A 17,269-nucleotide genomic window follows, 5' to 3' on the forward strand; every position below is an offset into this window, starting at 1 on the left:
TCGCGCCACTCAGGCCGCATCGTCGTCGGTCTCCAGCTCGCAGACCGTGAGCTGGTCGCGTTTCGCGAAGCCCGTGCGGAAGGCGGCACGCCCGACCATGTGGGCCGAGACGGGCGCGGTGAGCAGCTGGAACACTGCGATGAGGAACAGCACCGTGATGGCCGACAGGTCCTGCAGCCGCAGGCCGAGCCCGGCGAGGATCATGAGCAGACCGACGGTCTGCGGCTTGGTGGCCGCGTGCATGCGGCTCAGCACGTCGGGGAACCGCACGATGCCGATCGCAGCGATCGCGGCCATGGCCGCTCCACCGATCAGCAGGGCGCCGGCGATGACGTCGATCATGCGTCCTCCTCCGGATCGGTGGGCTCGTCGTGCGAGGAGCGGTCGGTGTCGGGGGCGGCGAACCGCGCGATGCTGACCGAGCCCAGGAATCCGACCAGGGACAGCACGACGAGGATCGACAGGGTCGTGCCATGGCGTCCGACGGCCGCCTCGACACCGATGGCGCCGGCGCTGGCCGCGACGAAGACGTCCGCGGCCACCGTGCGGTCGAGCATCGTGGGCCCGCGGACGATGCGCACGATGCACAACAGGCCGGTGATGGCCAGCAGCACTGAGCAGATGGTTCCGACCACGATCATGACTGGTCTCCTGCCCGGCAGGCGACGATCTCGGACTCGGATCCCAGGGCCTCGATGACCCGGAGCTCCTGCGCGAGGGCGTTGGCCCGCGCGCGCTCGATCTTCTCCGGGGTGCTGCCGTCCAGCAGGTGCAGCCAGATGTGGCCGGTCTGGCTGTCCAGCTCGATCAGCAGGGTGCCGGGCACCAGGGAGATGAGCTCGGCAGTCAAGGTCAGCAGCAGCTCGGACCGGGTGGCCAGATCGACGCACAGGACCGCGCTGCGCGGGGGCTTGGCGGGACGGATCGCGATCCAGGCGACCTGGACGCTGGCCAGCAGCATCTCGAAGAAGAAGATGCCGATCAACTTCGTGAGCGGCCAGGGCCGGATGCGGCCGGTCCACGTGATGGGCGGGAACGGGAAGACCGTCGTGACCAGCAGGGCGACGAGCACGCCGCCGACAACGATGAGCGGGGTGAAGGCGCCCCACAGCAGCGACCAGACGACGGTCAGGAGAACGATGACGGGGACGCGTGACATCATCCGCCACCCCCCAGGACCGCGAGGACGTACGAGCTGCGCCCCTGCAGCTCCTCGGCTGCCCGGGTCGTGAAGGACAGCAGCGGCCCGGCGACGACGGTGAGGGCGACCGTGCAGGCCACCAGCAGGAGCGTCGGCAGCACCATGCCCAGCGGCAGGCGCTGGTCGGTGGCCGTCTCGGTCTTCCACGTGCTCGTGCGCTCGGTCTTGGTGGACACCCCGGTCCGCCCGTGCAGCGATCCGGTGTGCGACTCGTGGTCGAGGTCGTCGGCGTCCTCGGCGGGCTGCCAGAACGCACGGTTCCAGACCTTCGCGATCGCGTAGAGCGTCAACAGGCTCGTCGCGAGCGCAGCGGCCACCGTGACGTACGCCAGCCATCCGCCGTTGTCGACGCCGGCCTCGACCAGTGCCAGCTTGCCCAGGAAGCCCGAGAACGGCGGGATCCCGGCCAGGTTCATCGCCGGCACGAAGAACATCATCGACAACATCGGTGCGGCCCGGGCCAGACCGCCGAGCTTGTCCAGGTTGGTCGTGCTGCTGCGGTACTCGATCAGCCCGGCCAGCAGGAACAGCGTGGTCTGCACCGTGATGTGGTGCGCGATGTAGAAGATCGCGCCGGACAGCCCCGCGGCGCTGCCGAGGGCCACACCGAACAGCATGTAGCCGATGTGGCTGACCAGCGTGAAGGACAGGATGCGCTTGATGTCGGACTGGGCGACCGCGCCCATGATGCCCACGACCATCGTGAAGACCGCCGCCCACAGCAGCAGCGTCTGCAGGTCGTTGTCGGGGAACAGCAGCGTCTGGGTCCGGATGATCGCGTAGATGCCGACCTTGGTCAGCAGGCCCGCGAACACGGCCGTCACCGGCGCGGGAGCCGTCGGGTAGGAGTCAGGGAGCCACGCCGACAGCGGGAAGACGGCCGCCTTGATGCAGAACGTCGTCAGCAGCAACAGCTGCAACAGGTTGGACACCTCGGTCGGCAGATCGGACATCCGCTCGGACAGCGCCGCCAGGTTGACGGTGCCGGTGGCGGCGTAGACGCAGGCGATCGCGACGAGGAACACGACCGACGACATCATGCTGACGACGATGTAGATCGTGCCGGAGCGCACCCGTGCGCCCGTGCCGCCCAGGGTGATCAGGACGTACGACGACACCAGCAGGATCTCGAAGCCCACGAACAGGTTGAACAGGTCGGCCGACAAGAAGGCGTTCGAGACGCCCGCGCTCAGCACGAGGAAGGTCGGGTGGAACACCGACAGCGGGGCGTCGCGGCCGAACTCCACGATGCCCTGGCCGAAGGAGTACAGCAGGACGCACAGCGTCACGACGGTCGACACCAGCAGCATGAGGGCCGACAGCCGGTCGGCGACCAGGCTGATGCCGATGTCGGCGGGCCAACCGCCCACGTTGACGGTCTGCGGCCCGAAGCGGTCGGCACGCACCAGCAGGATGGCCGCGACGGTGACGACCATCGCGAGGATCGCGGTGCTGATGACGCGCTGCGCCAGGGCGGAGCGGCCGAACACGAGGCACAGGCCGGCCCCGAGCAGGGGCAGGATGACCGGGAGCAGGACGATCTGGTTCACGAGGTTGCCCCCCTGTTCGGAGTGTCGGAGCCTTCTTCGTCCGGCAGGGCGGCATCGCCGGGATCGAAGGTCGTGGAGGTCTCGTCCTTCTCGGCGCGACGGCGGATCGCGTCGTCCTCGACGTCGTCCTGCACGTCGTCGTGCCCGGTCAGCTGCCAGGCGCGGTAGGCCAGGGCCAGTCCGAACGACGTGACGCCCAGCGTGATGACGATCGCCGTCAGGACCATCGCCTGTGGCAGGGGATCGCTCATCGGGTCGTCCGACAGCCCGACGATGGGCGCGGTGCCGGCACGTCCGGAGATCACCAGGTAGAGCACGCTGACGCCGTTGCCGATCAGCACGAAGCCGATCAGGATCCGGGTCAGGCTGCGCTCGAGGACGAGGGTGACCCCGGCGGCGACCATGACGCCGACCAGGATGACCAAGGGGAGGTTGGGGGTCATGCGCGGGCTCCCTCGGAGCTGCTGGAGTCCTCGGCGTCGACATGGGTGTCGATGCCGCTGCCCAGGCTGCGCAGCACATCCAGGGCCAGCCCGACGACGACCAGGTAGACGCCGATGTCGAAGAACACCGAGGTCACCAGGTGCAGGGTGCCCAGCAGCGGGATGTGCAGGTCGACGATCGCGCTCTGCAGCACGCCGCCGCCCAGCAGCGTCGGCAGCAGGCCGGACAGCGTCGCGACGGCCAGACCGATGCCCAGCACGATGCCGGCGTCGATGGGGGCCGCCTCGTCGAGCTCGGTCCGTCCACCGGCGAGGTACCGGATCATCAGGGCCAGGCCCGCCACCAGTCCGCCGGCGAATCCTCCGCCGGGGGCGTTGTGGCCCACCAGCATCAGGTAGATCGAGAACACGATGACGGCGTGGAAGATCAGTCGTGTCACGACCTCGAAGACGACCGAGCGGCGAGCGTCGGCGATCGCGCGGCCCGAGCGCAGCCAGCGGCCCCGCGCCTCGGTCGCCGGCACGGCGCCCGCGACCGGCACGGGGGTGACCCGGCGGCGCGGGCGGGTGGAGCGATCGGTGATGAGGAAGATCAGGCTGGCGACACCGGTGGCCGCGACGACCAGGACCGAGAGCTCACCGAGCGTGTCCCAGGCGCGGATGTCCACGAGCGTGACGTTGACGATGTTGTCGCCGCCGCCGTACTCGACCGCGGGCTCGGCGAATCCGTCGGAGACCGGTCTCGCCGTGCGCGCGTTGGTCGCGACGAGCGCGAATCCGGAGACCGCCGCACCCGTGGCGATGCCGATCGCCACCCGCACCCACCGGCTGAGCGTGAACGGGCGGTCGGAGAAGAACGGCGGCAGCCGGCGCATGACCAGCACGAAGGTCACCAGCAGGAAGGTCTCGACCAGGATCTGGGTCAGCGCCAGGTCGGGCGCGCCGTGCGCGACGAACAACAGCGCGGTGCCGTAGCCGGTCAGCCCGACGAGCAGGACCGCGCGCAGCCGCCGGCGGGAGCGCACCGTGAGGATCGCAGCGACCGCCATCAGCACAGCGGCCGCCAGCTGGACGCGACTGTCCGCCCCGCGCACCTGGATGTCGTCCCAGGCCCTCAGCAGCGCGATGCCCGGCACGACCACCAGGACGACGAGGATCACGCCGAGGTAGATCGGCAGCGATCCGCGCTGGGTCACGCCGGTGACCTCGACGGAGAGCCGGTCGATGCCGCGCATGATGCCGTAGTAGGCGCGCTCGGCGTCGGGGAACCGGAACCGATCGGCGACCGCCCGCTGGGTCGCTGCGACGGGCTTGCGCCACCAGAACAGCGCCAGACCGGCCACGATGCACAGCACCGAGAGCCACAGGGCCAGGGAGAACCCGTGCCACAACGTCAGCACCGGGGCGTGCGAACCGGGCAAGAAGTCATCGGCGTACGACTCGAGGCGTGGGGTGATCCAGTGCCCGGCGAAGCCCGCCACGAGCGTGGCGGCGGCCAGGACGACCGGGGCGGCCTGGAACCAGGGCGAGAACTGCTTGGGCATGCAGATCGCGGTTCCGGGCTTGATGGCGAAGATGCCCCACACGAAGCGGGCCGAGTAGGCCACGGTCAGGATGCTGCCGACGACGATCCCGGCCAGCGCCAGCACCGACCAGCCGCCCCAGCCCAGGTCGTGCCCGAGGTCCTCGAAGGCGGCGAAGGCGCTTTCCTTGGCGGTGAACCCGAACAACGGGGGCAGTCCGGCCATCGAGCCGGCCGCGATGACCGAGACGACGAACAGGACCGGTCGCGCCTGGCGCATGCCGGACAGCTCGCGCAGGTCGCGGGTGCCGACGGACCGATCGACGATGCCCACCACGAGGAACAGCGTGGACTTGAACAGTGCGTGGGCGCAGACCAGGGCGAGGCCGGCGAAGGCGGCCGAGCGCGTCCCGGTGCCGACCATGGCGGTCAGGAAGCCGAGCTGGCTGACCGTTCCGTAGGCGAGCAGCAGCTTGACGTCGTACTGCCGCAGCGCCCGCAGGCCGCCCAGGATCATGGTCGTGATGCCCAGGACGATCAGCAGCGGACGCCACCCGGGCACGTCGGCGAAGGTCGGTGCGAGCAGCGCGATCAAGAAGATGCCGGCCTTGACCATGGCCGCGGCGTGCAGATAGGCGCTGACGGGCGTCGGTGCGGCCATCGCGCCGGGCAGCCAGAAGTGGAACGGCACCAGGGCGGACTTCGAGATCGCACCGACGAGGACCAGCATGACCGCGACCGTGACGACGGTGCCGGTCGGTCCGGCCGCGAGGATGCCCTGCAGGCGGGACGACCCGGCCTCGGCCGACAGCATCACGAGGCCGAGCAGCATGGCCAGACCGCCGAAGGTCGTGACCAGCAGGGCGTTCATCGCGGCGCGTCGGTTGGCCCGGCGCTCGGGGTTGTGCCCGATCAGCAGGTACGACAGGACGGTCGTGAGCTCCCAGAAGATGTAGAGCACGTAGACGTTGTCCGACAGGACGAGTCCGAGCATGGCTCCGGCGAACGCCGTCAGCACACCGGAGAACCGCCACATCTCCTGATCGGAGGGCCGGAAGTACCAGGTGCAGTACACCAGCACGAGGGCGCCCACGCCGGTCACGATCAGGGCGAGGATGCCGCTCAGTGGCGTGAGCACCAGATCGATGTGCAGGCCGATCGTGGGGATCCAGGTCAGGCGCTGCTCCAGCGGTGCGCCGCCGTCCGTGATCCGCAGCACGTGGGGCAGCAGCCAGGCGAACGAGCCGGCTGGCACGAGGGCGAGCATCAGGAAGGCTCGGCGGCCGATCATCCTGACGAGGACAGGAGCCCCCGCTCCTGCAAGGAAGTGGAGCGTCAGTAGGGCGATCATGGCGTCCCCCAATTCTAGCGGATGATGACTCGCCGTCAGTTCCCCCCGTATTCGGCGGACAGCCGAGGGGGATGGACCGCATCATGGAGGTCGTCTTCTCGGGGGTGGAACCGCCATGCGCAAGGTCTGGATCGTTGCCGTCGCGCTCGCGCTCGCGCTTGCGCTGGGCCTGACCGCGGCGCCCGCTGGCGCCGCGGCCGGCAAGCCCCCGATTCCGCTGCCGTCCGCTCCCACGGGGTTGGCGTCACCGGTCGCCCTGCCGCAGGTGGTCGACCCCGTCCCGGCCTACCAGCCGCAGGTCTCGTGCCATCCCGGCGACATGATCGGGCCGATCATGCTGCGGGACCTCGTCCTGGCCACCTATGGCATCGGCGGACGTGGCAACATCTCGCGGGGCTGCACGGAGGGGGTCTCCGAGCACAGTGAGGGGCGCGCCTGGGACTGGGCGGTCAACGTCAAGAACCCGGCCGAGCAGGCCGCTGCCGCCGACTTCATCGCCTGGCTGACTCGCGACGACGGGCTCAACGCGCGCCGCCTCGGGGTCATGTACGTCATCTACAACAAGAAGATCTGGGGCGCCTACAACACCCGGGCGGGGTGGCGCACGAGCTACGCGCACACCGATCACGTGCACATCTCGTTCAGCTGGAACGGGGCCCGCGGCAACACCTCGTTCTGGACCGGGACGGCCGGGACGACCGACCACGGGCCGTGCGCGCGCTTCAAGGGCTCGTACGCCGCACCGACCTCGGCGCCGCGTGCGGCACGGTGCGGCGCGCCGACCACAGCACTGGTCAAGACCTCGCGCCCCAATCGCCAGTACGGCAGCACCGGGGGGACGGTCGCGCGGCTGCAGACCCTGCTCGGCGTCCCGGTGACGCGCCGCTTCGACACCGCGACCCAGGCTGCGGTGCGCTCCTACCAGCGCGCCCACGACCTGCCGGTCACCGGCGCCGCTGACCAGCCGACCTGGGCGTCACTGGACCGCTCCAGCATCAAGAAGCGCACCGTCAGGGGATTCACGGCCTGGAAGGCGGCGAACCACGGTCGCAAGCACTACTCGCGCAACACGCTCTCGCAGGGGCGTGCGGCCAAGGCCGTGGTGATCCTCCAGACGGCGCTCGGGATGCGCGTGGCGGACCGCAATGGCTACTTCGGTCCGCTGACCCAGGCAGCGGTCATGAAGGTGCAGGCGAAGGCCGGGCTCGTCCCCGACGGCGTCGTCCGCGCCGAGGAGTGGCAGGCGATCCGGTGACCGAGCGCGACGACGAAGTGCTGCCATGATGGGCAGATGAGCACCGACGACTCGGCAGCCCGCCGTCCCGAGCACCAGGATGATGCCGTCGACCGCAGGACAGCGGGCCGGGCGGACGACGCTGGTCCGCAGCGGTGGGTCCGGCGGGTGGTCCTCGTTCTCGTCCTGATCGGCGTCGCTTATCTGGTCTACCTGATGTCGGCGGCATTCTTCCCGCGGTGGTGGGCGCAGCGCGTCGCCGACCAGGTCGGCGGCAGCATGTCGCGCGGCATCACGTGGGGCCTGTTCTACGGATTCGTGTTCACCGTCCTGCCGCTGCTGCTCCTGATGCAGGTGCGGCGGCAGTTCTTCAACTGGACGTGGCGCGGCATCGTGGCGTTGATCGCGATCGTCCTGGCCGCTCCCAACTGGCTGACGCTGTCGGTCGTGGCCGGCAACAGCAAGGCAGCGCACGCGGGCGAGCGGATCATGGACGTCGACGGTCCGGGGTTCCGGGCGGGGACGCTCATCGGCGTCATCGTCGGGGCGGTGCTGGCGCTGGGGATCATGTACGCCGGCGTGCGGATGCGCCAGCTGCGGCGCGAACGTGACGAGCTGCGGCGCACCCGCGACGACGGCTGACGGCGACACACGCGTGCCGGTGGGCCGCCGGACCAGAGGTCAGGCGGCTTGGCGGTAGCCGGTTCGTCTTCGGCGGCGCAGTGGGCGGCCAGCTCGGTTGGTGAAGGCGAACCCGTCCACGGCATTGCCCTCGATGTGCAGACGCCCACGGTGCAACAGGTGATGGCACCTGACGCAGAGCCCGATCAACTGGTCGACGTCGGTGCGACCACCCAGCGACCACCACACGACGTGGTGAATCTCGAGGTGGGTGTGGTTGCAGCCAGGAGTCGCGCACACCCCGCCCTGTCGGGCGATCACTGAACGGCGCTGCTTGAGGTTCGGCTGGTACTTCGCGGTGCCGGCGTTCAGGACCTGCGCCTGCCTGGTTCCGCCGTCCGTCTTCATCAGAAAAGCGGTGACCTCGCTGATGCACATGAAGTACATCAGCAGGTTGGGTCCGATCGCGCCGTGCCCGGCCAACGTCGCGGGCTCGGTCGGCGGCATCGGGTCGGGACGCAGGTACGGCTCCTCGGTCTGCTGACGCACCCGCTCAGCAGCGGCAGCAACGGTGTCGGCGTCAGCGAACACCGAAACGTGCGGCTTCAACCCCTTGTCCGAGGGCAGATGCCCGCTGCCGAGGATGCTCGAGAGCAGATCGTCCAGTCCTTGGACCCGCCGCTCGGACCCGGACCGGGTGTCCTCGGGGCCATCAGGCGCCGATACGGAGTCGAGGACCTTCTTCAGCTTCGCCCCGGTAATCGTGTTCAGGAACCCGGTCACGTGCCAGCCGTTGGGGAGTGCGTTGACCTGGAAGTCCTGCTTGTCCATGCCCTTCTCCCAGGCGTCGTCCAGGTCGTCGGGGTGGGCGCGGTCCTTCAAGTGCTTGACCGCCTCGAACAGCTCACCCGGCTCATGCTCACGGGCGACCTGGACGAACAGTTCTTCGTGCTGACGCATCAGCTCGAGCCCGACGTGGGCGAGTCCGTAGACGAACACCCGCACATGCGCGGCGCTGATCTGCCCGGTCACGGCGGCCTCGGCCACCAGCGACAGGTCGCGCAGGGCGCCAACGCTGCGCACCAACGCGGTCGCCTGACCGGCGTTCATCCGCAACTGGGTCCGCACCCAGGCGTTCAGCGTCGACGCTCCATCGATCTCGAAGTCCCTGGACGCCTCCAGCTCGGCCAGCGCGATCGCCTTCGCGGCGTCCAGGGCGTCCTGCGCCTTCTGGATCGCCACCGCACGCTCGCGCGCGTCCCCGACCCGCAACGACCGCGCGGCGGTCCGCATCGCGTCAATGGTGGGGGCCGGATCCATGCTTCATCCTACTCGAACACCTGTTCGAATCAATAGGGGCGAAGGTCCAAGACCTAGGTCCCGAGTTCCGCATCGGCAGGCGTGTTCCGTTGCGATTTCCGTACCGTGACGATCAAAAATCGCTGCAATCAAGGGTATTGCCAATCGCCTTTGCGGCAGTACAGTGCCTCAACTTCATCAGAGAGCTGGTGCACTCATGGCGGATCACCTCAACGACGACGAGCAGCTGCTCGCCAAGCTCGGCTACAAGCAGGAGCTCAACCGCAACTGGTCGAGCTTCTCGAACTTCGCCATCTCGTTCTCGATCATCTCGATCCTCGCCGGGTGCTTCACGACCTTCGGCCAGGCGTGGAACAACGGTGGACCGGTTGCCATCTCGTGGGGCTGGCCGATCATCTCGTTGTTCATCCTGATCATCGGGTTCACGATGTCGGAGCTGGTCTCGGCGTACCCGACCTCGGGCGGGATCTACTGGTGGGCCGCGAAGATGGGCGGACCGGCCGCAGGGTTCTTCACCGGCTGGCTCAACCTGATCGGCTTGCTGGCCGTCACCGCCTCGGTCGCGTACGGGTGCGCCACGTTCCTGGACCTGACCCTCAGCACGATCAGTGACGGCTGGGCCGAGAACTACTCGCTCACGCGGGTCTACCTGATCTTCGTGATCCTGCTGATCCTGGCCGCCGGGCTCAACATCTTCAGCGGGCACCTGCTGGCCGTGCTGAACAACATCTCGGTCTGGTGGCACGTCGCCGGCGTCGCGATCGTTATCGCGATCCTGGCGCTCGTCCCCGACAAGCACCAGAGCATCGGCTTCGTGTTCACCGAGCGCATCAACAACTCCGGCTACGACGGCGGCAGCATCGAGCACATGAGCTACTGGTTCCTGGTGCTCCCGCTCGGCTTCTTGCTGACGCAGTACACGATCACCGGCTTCGACGCCTCGGCCCACCTCTCCGAGGAGACCTCCGGCGCCGCAGAAGGTGCCGCGAAGGGCATCTGGCGCTCGATCGCCTACTCGGCGCTGGGCGGTTGGGTCCTGCTGCTGGCGTTCCTGTTCGCGGTGCAGGACAAGGATGGCGTCACCGAGGGCGGCGGCGCGGTCGACGTCATCTTCTCGCAGGCGCTGCCGGAGGGCTGGCACTTCATCGTGCTGGCCATCTCGACGGCCGGCCAGTTCTTCTGCACCGTGGCATGCCTGACCAGCGCGTCGCGCATGACCTTCGCCTTCAGCCGCGACGGCGCGATCCCGGGTTCGTCGCTGTGGTCGAAGGTCAACCCACAGACGAAGGTGCCCGCCAACGCGGTCATGTTCGTGGCCGTCATCGGGGCGATCATCACGCTCCCGGCGCTCAAGGGCATCGGCGGCATCCCGATCGCGTTCTTCGCCGTCACCTCGGTCGCCGTCATCGGGCTGTACCTGGCCTTCCTGATCCCGATCTACCTGCGCTGGCGGATGGGCGACGAGTTCGAGCCCGGCTCGTGGACCAATGGTCCCAAGTACAAGTGGATGAACCTGGTCGCGGTGGTCGAGATCGCGATCATCTGCGTGTACTTCGTCCTGCCGTTCGTCCCGGCCGGCATCCCGTTCAACGACGACTTCAGCTGGGAGAGCGTCAACTACGCGCCGATCCTGACCGGCGGCACGCTGATCGCGCTGGCGATCTGGTGGCAGGTGTCGGCCAAGAACTGGTTCACCGGGCCGAAGCAGACGATCGACACGGCCGTGACAGATGCCTTCCGGGACTAGGAGAACCACCAGGACCAGTGGCCCGCCGGCCTCAGACGGTCGCCGGCAGCGTCCGCAGCAGGGCACGCTCGGCGTCGCCGGCCTGCTGGGCCAGGTCCAGCGCCATCGAGGACGCCTCCTGGGCCGGCGCGCCCGCGCGGCCGTCGTCGAGGGCGGGGACGGGTGCCCCCGCCGGGCTGAGCGCGCGCACGACGCGGTCCAGCGCGGCGGGGTCCAGCCGGGTCACCTCCGACAGCGCGGTCAGGTCCTGCAGGCTGGTCCTGAGCCGGTCCAGCTGGTCGAGCTGCGCATCGTCCAGGTGGTCGTGATCGGGCACCAGCTCCTCCTGCTTCTGCACGGCCTGGCGCTGCAGTGCCGCGTGATCGGGCCGGGCCGGCGCCGAGCCGTTGGAGGAGGCGCGCAGCGCGGCGGCCGTCGCCTCGGTGGCCGACTGGATGCGACCACGCAGCGGCGGGGCGCGGAACGCAGGAACGACCGCGAACCCGACGACCAGCCCGACGACCACGGCGGCCGCCGTGAGGCCCACGTACTGCAGCAGCAGGTTCACAGGATCCAGGTCGCGGCTCACGGCGTTGAAGCCGACGCTCACGACGACCATGAACCCGTAGCCGAGCGCGGGGCGGCTGACGATGTACCACAGGCCCAGGCACAGGGAGACGGCTGCGATCGCGACCAGAAAGCGTTCCGGCACGACCAGCAGGATCACCGCGGCCGCGATCGAGCCGCTCGCCACGCCGATGACCTTGTTGGTCGCCTTCGTCAGGGTGTCACGCCAGCTGGCCTGCAGGATGCTGAAGGTCGCCAGCAGCACGGTGGAGACCAGCGGGTCGCCCCGATCCAGGCCGGACGTGATGATCAGCATCAGCAGCAGGCCGAGCGCCATGCGCAGAGCGTGCCGCAGCTGGATCGACTGCACCCGGTCGGAGGGGTGCAGCAGGGCGCCCTTGAGCTGGTGGCGCTGGTCGTGTTCGATCTGGACGGGGGTGGTGTCCCGCTGCCGGACCGCCTGCTCGATGTCGTCCAGGGCCCGGCTCGCCGCGGCGAGACCGGCGTGCTCGGGAACCGGGGCCTGCGGGGAAGCGGCGTCCTCCGGGTCGGCCGGCTTCTTGCCGGGCTTGGCCTTGATCTGGTCGGAGAGCCGCCTGGCCCGGTCGTGCAGGGCAACCACATCGTCCGCGGGGACCGTTCGCGACCGCTCGGCGATGTGCAGGTCCGCCCGGTAGCGCGAGGACGCATCCAGGACGTCCGCGAGCCATCGCGGCCGGCCGTCGTCGAGCCACATGCCGAACGCGTGGGAGGTGGCGGTCGTCGGGTCGTCGGAGACCAGCACCTCGGCAACCTGCTCGCGGGTCGGCTTGGAAGGGTCGCCGGCGCTCATCAGGAGCCGCAGCGCAAGGGCCACCGCGACGCCGGCGACAGCCGCCGCGAAGACCTGCCGGTGGTCGGCGCCACCCTGCGGGGCGTACCCGTAGCTGAACACCGTCGTCATGCCCAGTCCCATGCCGGCGTTGGCGAACCGCGGGCCGAGCACCGGCAACAGTGCCGCCACGAATCCCAGCAGGACGACGAGCGCGATCGCCGCCGGGCGGGAGCTCTCGGCCACGAGTCGCGGGACGGCCGCGGCGAAGACCAGCAGGGGCGCCATCACGGTCACGACCCGCAGGTCGGCGCGCAGCGATCCGCCCATGAACACCACCAGGGAGAACAGCCCCGTCAGGCCGCCGATGATCCCGGCCGAGCCGGCTCCCCACTCGTCCGCGAGCACCACCGCAGGGACCACCACGATCAGCATCAGCGCGAACAGCATGGGGCTGCCCTTGGGTGGCTTCTTCAGGTGCTTGCCGCCAGCTGCCACGATCGCGCCTCCTTCGTGGCGGCACGGCGTGCCCCCGTCTCGACCGTAGGGAGCAACATCCGGTGCCAGCAGGGGCTTTCGACCCGCGGCACCGCTCCGGCGTCCGATGTGAAGGAGAGCTCATGACCGTCCGCAACTCCCGCTACCTGAGCCTTGACCAGCTCCGCGCCCGGATCGCCGAGGGCGAGATCGACACCGTCGTCGTCGCGTTCACCGACATGCAGGGACGGCTGCAGGGCAAGCGCCTGCACGCGGCCTACTTCCTGGACGTGGTGATCGAGCACGGCACTGAGGGCTGCAACTACCTGCTGAGCGTCGACGTCGACATGAACACCGTCGACGGCTATGCCATGAGCTCGTGGGAGACGGGCTACGGCGACATGGAGTTCGAGCTGGACATGGACACCATCCGCGTCCTGACCCACCTGCCCGCGACCGTCATGATCCAGTGCGATCTGGTGTGGCTCGACCACAGCCCCGTGGTGCAGTCCCCGCGGACGATCCTGCAGGCGCAGGTCGAGCGGGCCGCGGAGTCGGGGTACGTCGCCTTGGCCGGCACCGAGCTGGAGTTCATCGTGTTCGACACGACGTACGAGCAGGCGTGGAGCTCCGGCTACCGCGACCTCGTCCCGGCCAACCAGTACAACGTCGACTACTCGGTGCTCGGGACGTCGCGGGTCGAGCCGTTGCTGCGCGACATCCGCAACACCATGTACGCCGCCGGGATGAACGTGGAGGGCGCCAAGGGCGAGTGCAACTTCGGCCAGCACGAGATCGGCTTCCTGTTCGACGACGTCGTGGCGACCGCCGACAACCATGCCGTGTACAAGACCGCAGCCAAGGAGATCGCCGCCCAGCACGGCAAGGCGCTGACGTTCATGGCCAAGTACAACGAGCGGGAGGGGAGCTCGTGCCACATCCATCTCTCGTTGCGCGGCGAGGACGGCGAGCTGGTCTTCTGGGAGGACGGCCGGCGGACGCCGGTGTACGACCAGTTCATCGCCGGCATCCTGGCCACGATGCGCGACTTCACGCTGCTGTACGCGCCGAACATCAACTCCTACAAGCGGTTCGCCGACGGCTCGTTCGCGCCGACCGCGGTCGCGTGGGGCCTGGACAACCGGACGTGCGCGGTCCGGCTGGTGGGCCACGGCGAGAGCGCGCGGCTGGAGAACCGCGTCCCCGGCGGCGACGCCAATCCGTACCTCGCGCTGGCGGCGATGCTCGCCGGCGGCCTGTACGGCATCGAGCACCAGCTGGAGCTCGAGCCCGAGCAGACCGGCAATGCGTACACCTCGGGCAACGCCAAGGTGCCGACCACGATGCGCGAGGCCCGGGAGGCGTTCCACGGGTCCACGATCGCCCGCAAGGTGCTGGGCGACGAGGTCGTCGACCACTACACGAACCTGGCCGACGTCGAGATGAAGGCCTTCGATGCCGCCGTCACGGACTGGGAGCTGCGCCGGGGGTTCGAGCGCCTGTGACCGCGATCCACACCGTCGTCAACCCGGCGACCGAGCAAGCTGTCACGGACGTAGAGCTGGCCGATCTCGCCATGGCGGATGCCGCGATCGAGCGGGCCGCCGATGCGTTCCCCGCGTGGCGGGACGTCCCGCCGGGGGAGAAGGCCGCGCTGCTGCGCCGGTTCGCGGCCCTCGTGGACGAGCACGTCGAGGAGCTGGCCGAGCTGGAGGTGCGCAACTCCGGCCACACCTGGGGCAATGCGACCTGGGAGGCCGGCAACGTCCGCGACGTCCTCAACTACTACTCGGCGGCGCCCGAACGACTGACCGGGCACCAGATCCCGGTCGCCGGGGGCATCGACGTGACGTTCCACGAGCCGCTGGGCGTGGTGGGTGTCATCGTCCCGTGGAACTTCCCGATGCCGATCGCCGGCTGGGGGTTCGCGCCGGCGCTCGCGGCGGGCAACACCGTCGTGCTCAAGCCGGCGGAGCTGACCCCGCTGACGGCGATCCGGCTCGGCGAGCTGGGGCGGGAGGCCGGGCTGCCCGAGGGCGTGTTCACGGTCGTGCCGGGCAAGGGATCGGTCGTCGGCGAGCGGTTCGTGACGCATCCGGCGGTCCGCAAGGTCTGCTTCACCGGCTCCACGCAGGTCGGCAAGCAGATCATGGCCGGCTGCGCCGACCAGGTGAAGCGGGTGACGCTCGAGCTGGGCGGCAAGTCGGCCAACATCGTGTTCGCCGATGCCGACCTGGCGCGGGCCGCGGCGTCCGCACCGGCGGCCGTGTTCGACAACGCCGGGCAGGACTGCTGCGCCCGCTCGCGCATCCTGGTGCAGCGCTCGGCGTACGACGAGTTCATCTCGCTGCTGGAGCCGGCGGTCAAGGCCGTCAAGGTGCTCGACCCGTCAGACCGGTCGAGCGAGATGGGGCCGCTGATCTCGGCGGCGCAGCACGCGACCGTCGCCGGCTACGTCGACGCATCGCAGGTCGCGTTCGCCGGGTCGGCCCCGGACGGACCGGGCTTCTGGTTCCCGCCGACGGTCGTCCTGACCGACGACCCGCAGCAGCAGGTCTGGCGTGAGGAGGTGTTCGGGCCGGTCGTGGCGGTCATGCCGTTCGACGACGAGGCGCACGCGGTGCAGCTCGCGAACGACACGGAGTTCGGCCTCTCGGGGTCGATCTTCACCCGCGACATCGGCCGCGCGCTACGGGTGTCGCGGGCGGTCGAGTCCGGCGCGCTGAGCGTCAACTCGCACTCGTCGGTGCGGTACTGGACGCCGTTCGGCGGGTTCAAGCAGTCCGGCATCGGACGGGAGCTGGGGCCCGACGCCCCGCACTCCTTCACCGACGTCAAGAACGTCTTCATCAGCAACGAGTAACCACAACCCCGCTGGGCCTGACGTTCTGACCGACGCACACGGCGTGTCGACGTCAGAACGTCAGGCCCAGCGGGGACGTACCCCTAGGAGGCAGTGCATGGCTGGACGCATCGCGGGCAAGACGGCTGTCGTGACGGGCGGGTGCTCGGGGATCGGGCTGGCGACCGTCCGGCGCTTCGCCGAGGAGGGCGCCAAGATCGTGATCGGCGATCTCGACGACGACCGGGGACGCGACCTGGCCAAGGACGTCGGCGGCATCTACGTGCACGTCGACGTCACCGACAAGGACGGGGTCGACGCGCTGTTCGCGACCGCCCACGACACCTACGGCTCGGTCGACATCGCGTTCAACAACGCCGGCATCAGCCCGCCGGAGGACGACTCGATCCTGGACACCGATCTGGAGGCCTGGAAGCGGGTGCAGGACGTCAACCTCACCAGCGTCTACCTGTGCTGCAAGGCCGCGCTGCCGTACATGATCGAGCAGCGGTCCGGCTCGATCATCAACACCGCATCCTTCGTCGCCGTCATGGGCGCCGCGACATCGCAGATCTCCTACTCCGCGTCGAAGGGTGGCGTGCTGTCGATGTCGCGCGAGCTCGGCGTGCAGTTCGCCCGCGACGGCATCCGCGTCAACGCGCTGTGCCCCGGTCCGGTCAACACGCCCCTGCTGCAGGAGCTGTTCGCCGACGACCCGGAACGCGCGGCGCGCCGCCTGGTGCACGTGCCGGTCGGACGCTTCGCGGAGCCGGTCGAGATCGCCAACGCGGTGCTGTTCCTGGCCTCGGACGAGTCCAGCTTCATCACCGCGTCCACCTTCCTGGTCGACGGCGGCATCTCCGGTGCCTACGTGACCCCGCTGTGACCGGACCGGGCGTGACGCGCCCGCTCATCGGGATCTCGACCTACCGGGAGCAGGCGCGGTGGGGTGTCTGGGACCAGCCGGCCGATCTGCTGCCGACGGGGTACGCACGATCGATCGAGCGGGCCGGCGGGGTGCCGGTGCTGCTGCCGCCCGGTGACCCGGAGGCCGCCCGCACGGTCGTCGCCCGCCTCGACGGGCTCGTCATCGCCGGCGGTGCGGACGTCGAGCCCGCCCGATATGGCGCCGAGCCGCACGCGAGGACCACCGGATGGCGCGAGGACCGCGATGCCTGGGAGCTCGCGCTGCTCGACGCCGCCGCGCCCGACCTGCCCGTGCTCGGCATCTGTCGCGGCATGCAGGTCATGGCCGTCGCGGGCGGCGGATCGCTGGACCAGCACCTGCCGGACCGGGTGGGCAGCGACGCCCACTCGCCCGGCGGCGCCGCGTTCGGCCGGATCGACGTCGACGTCGTGGCCGGCACGATGCTGGCCGCGGCCATCGGCGACAAGGGCAGCGTCCGGTGCCACCACCACCAGGCGGTGCGCGACCACCCTGATTTCGTCCCGGCGGCGTGGGCCGCCGACGGGACGCTGGAGGCGATGGAGGACCCGGGGCACCGGTTCCGGCTCGCGGTGCAGTGGCACCCGGAGACCGCGGACGACGCCGGGCTGTTCCGTGCCCTCGTGGCTGCTGCGAGCCACGACGACTGACGCCTGCG

General features: G+C 69.6%; 15 protein-coding genes. 7 read left to right on the plus strand and 8 right to left on the minus strand.

All coding sequences use genetic code 11. From position 1 onward, the window contains the following. Positions 1-9 precede the first annotated feature (9 nt). The 6 genes from mnhG to NQV15_RS01995 are packed head-to-tail and all read right to left on the minus strand — an operon-like array spanning position 10 to position 6,067. Positions 10-342, minus strand: coding sequence for a monovalent cation/H(+) antiporter subunit G (gene mnhG / locus NQV15_RS01970; RefSeq protein ID WP_232403379.1), 333 nt, complete (start codon positions 340-342; stop codon positions 10-12). Continuing rightward, positions 339-641 (minus strand): monovalent cation/H+ antiporter complex subunit F, encoded by a 303-nt coding sequence (locus tag NQV15_RS01975; protein ID WP_232403380.1) that lies wholly within the window; start codon positions 639-641, stop codon positions 339-341. The genes mnhG and NQV15_RS01975 overlap by 4 nt, the downstream gene beginning before the upstream one ends. Beyond that, positions 638-1,162, minus strand: coding sequence for a Na+/H+ antiporter subunit E (locus NQV15_RS01980; protein ID WP_232403381.1), 525 nt, complete (start codon positions 1,160-1,162; stop codon positions 638-640). Before NQV15_RS01980 ends, NQV15_RS01975 begins: the two co-directional genes overlap by 4 nt. Continuing rightward, positions 1,159-2,751 carry a Na+/H+ antiporter subunit D gene (locus NQV15_RS01985; protein ID WP_232403382.1) on the minus strand — a complete coding sequence of 531 codons (1,593 nt, stop codon included), beginning with the start codon at positions 2,749-2,751 and terminating at the stop codon, positions 1,159-1,161. Before NQV15_RS01985 ends, NQV15_RS01980 begins: the two co-directional genes overlap by 4 nt. After that, positions 2,748-3,194 (minus strand): Na(+)/H(+) antiporter subunit C, encoded by a 447-nt coding sequence (locus tag NQV15_RS01990; protein ID WP_232403383.1) that lies wholly within the window; start codon positions 3,192-3,194, stop codon positions 2,748-2,750. Before NQV15_RS01990 ends, NQV15_RS01985 begins: the two co-directional genes overlap by 4 nt. Next, the gene (locus NQV15_RS01995; RefSeq protein WP_255670291.1) at positions 3,191-6,067 is read right to left on the minus strand and encodes a Na+/H+ antiporter subunit A; all 2,877 of its coding nucleotides are present in this window, start codon (positions 6,065-6,067) and stop codon (positions 3,191-3,193) included. The genes NQV15_RS01990 and NQV15_RS01995 overlap by 4 nt, the downstream gene beginning before the upstream one ends. A 115-nt stretch (positions 6,068-6,182) precedes the next feature. Here NQV15_RS01995 and NQV15_RS02000 point away from each other — a divergent pair, with 115 nt between their 5' ends. Together NQV15_RS02000 and NQV15_RS02005 are read left to right on the plus strand one after the other, a co-directional pair. Continuing rightward, positions 6,183-7,322, plus strand: a complete 1,140-nt coding sequence (locus NQV15_RS02000) for a peptidoglycan-binding domain-containing protein (protein WP_232403385.1) — start codon at positions 6,183-6,185, stop codon at positions 7,320-7,322. Between the two features lie 36 nt (positions 7,323-7,358). Next, entirely contained in the window at positions 7,359-7,943 is a 585-nt protein-coding gene (locus NQV15_RS02005) for a hypothetical protein (protein WP_232403387.1), read from the plus strand. A gap of 39 nt (positions 7,944-7,982) precedes the next feature. Here NQV15_RS02005 and NQV15_RS02010 read toward each other — a convergent pair whose 3' ends face one another. Continuing rightward, entirely contained in the window at positions 7,983-9,242 is a 1,260-nt protein-coding gene (locus NQV15_RS02010; protein ID WP_232403389.1) for an HNH endonuclease, read from the minus strand. A gap of 196 nt (positions 9,243-9,438) precedes the next feature. Between NQV15_RS02010 and NQV15_RS02015 the strand changes: the two genes are divergently transcribed. Further along, positions 9,439-10,989 (plus strand): amino acid permease, encoded by a 1,551-nt coding sequence (locus tag NQV15_RS02015; protein WP_232403390.1) that lies wholly within the window; start codon positions 9,439-9,441, stop codon positions 10,987-10,989. 31 nt (positions 10,990-11,020) lie between these two features. On the opposite strand, the gene NQV15_RS02020 is transcribed toward NQV15_RS02015, so the two are convergent. Then, the gene (locus NQV15_RS02020) at positions 11,021-12,844 is read right to left on the minus strand and encodes an FUSC family protein (protein ID WP_232403391.1); all 1,824 of its coding nucleotides are present in this window, start codon (positions 12,842-12,844) and stop codon (positions 11,021-11,023) included. Positions 12,845-12,966: 122 nt separating this feature from the next. Between NQV15_RS02020 and NQV15_RS02025 the strand changes: the two genes are divergently transcribed. The 4 genes from NQV15_RS02025 to NQV15_RS02040 all read left to right on the plus strand — a co-directional run bounded on the left by NQV15_RS02025 (position 12,967) and on the right by NQV15_RS02040 (position 17,261). Next, positions 12,967-14,328, plus strand: coding sequence for a glutamine synthetase family protein (locus tag NQV15_RS02025; protein ID WP_232403392.1), 1,362 nt, complete (start codon positions 12,967-12,969; stop codon positions 14,326-14,328). After that, entirely contained in the window at positions 14,325-15,686 is a 1,362-nt protein-coding gene (locus tag NQV15_RS02030) for an aldehyde dehydrogenase family protein (protein ID WP_232403393.1), read from the plus strand. Before NQV15_RS02025 ends, NQV15_RS02030 begins: the two co-directional genes overlap by 4 nt. Positions 15,687-15,783: 97 nt before the next feature. Next, complete coding sequence (locus tag NQV15_RS02035; RefSeq protein WP_232403394.1) at positions 15,784-16,551, plus strand: 3-oxoacyl-ACP reductase; 768 nt, start codon at positions 15,784-15,786, stop codon at positions 16,549-16,551. 11 nt (positions 16,552-16,562) lie between these two features. Then, entirely contained in the window at positions 16,563-17,261 is a 699-nt protein-coding gene (locus NQV15_RS02040) for a gamma-glutamyl-gamma-aminobutyrate hydrolase family protein (RefSeq protein ID WP_232403395.1), read from the plus strand. Positions 17,262-17,269 lie beyond the last annotated feature (8 nt).

It is taken from the genome of Aeromicrobium wangtongii, from assembly GCF_024584515.1.
Lineage (GTDB): Bacteria > Actinomycetota > Actinomycetes > Propionibacteriales > Nocardioidaceae > Aeromicrobium > Aeromicrobium wangtongii.

What these genes read in the sequence shown, in the direction of transcription:
- mnhG (WP_232403379.1), bottom strand. Translation starts at nt 342, where the DNA reads ATGATCGACGTCATCGCCGGCGCCCTGCTGATCGGTGGAGCGGCCATG.
- NQV15_RS01975 (WP_232403380.1), bottom strand. Translation starts at nt 641, where the DNA reads ATGATCGTGGTCGGAACCATCTGCTCAGTGCTGCTGGCCATCACCGGC.
- NQV15_RS01980 (WP_232403381.1), bottom strand. Translation starts at nt 1,162, where the DNA reads ATGATGTCACGCGTCCCCGTCATCGTTCTCCTGACCGTCGTCTGGTCG.
- NQV15_RS01990 (WP_232403383.1), bottom strand. Translation starts at nt 3,194, where the DNA reads ATGACCCCCAACCTCCCCTTGGTCATCCTGGTCGGCGTCATGGTCGCC.
- NQV15_RS01995 (WP_255670291.1), bottom strand. Translation starts at nt 6,067, where the DNA reads ATGATCGCCCTACTGACGCTCCACTTCCTTGCAGGAGCGGGGGCTCCT.
- NQV15_RS02000 (WP_232403385.1), top strand. Translation starts at nt 6,183, where the DNA reads ATGCGCAAGGTCTGGATCGTTGCCGTCGCGCTCGCGCTCGCGCTTGCG.
- NQV15_RS02005 (WP_232403387.1), top strand. Translation starts at nt 7,359, where the DNA reads ATGAGCACCGACGACTCGGCAGCCCGCCGTCCCGAGCACCAGGATGAT.
- NQV15_RS02010 (WP_232403389.1), bottom strand. Translation starts at nt 9,242, where the DNA reads ATGGATCCGGCCCCCACCATTGACGCGATGCGGACCGCCGCGCGGTCG.
- NQV15_RS02015 (WP_232403390.1), top strand. Translation starts at nt 9,439, where the DNA reads ATGGCGGATCACCTCAACGACGACGAGCAGCTGCTCGCCAAGCTCGGC.
- NQV15_RS02025 (WP_232403392.1), top strand. Translation starts at nt 12,967, where the DNA reads ATGACCGTCCGCAACTCCCGCTACCTGAGCCTTGACCAGCTCCGCGCC.
- NQV15_RS02035 (WP_232403394.1), top strand. Translation starts at nt 15,784, where the DNA reads ATGGCTGGACGCATCGCGGGCAAGACGGCTGTCGTGACGGGCGGGTGC.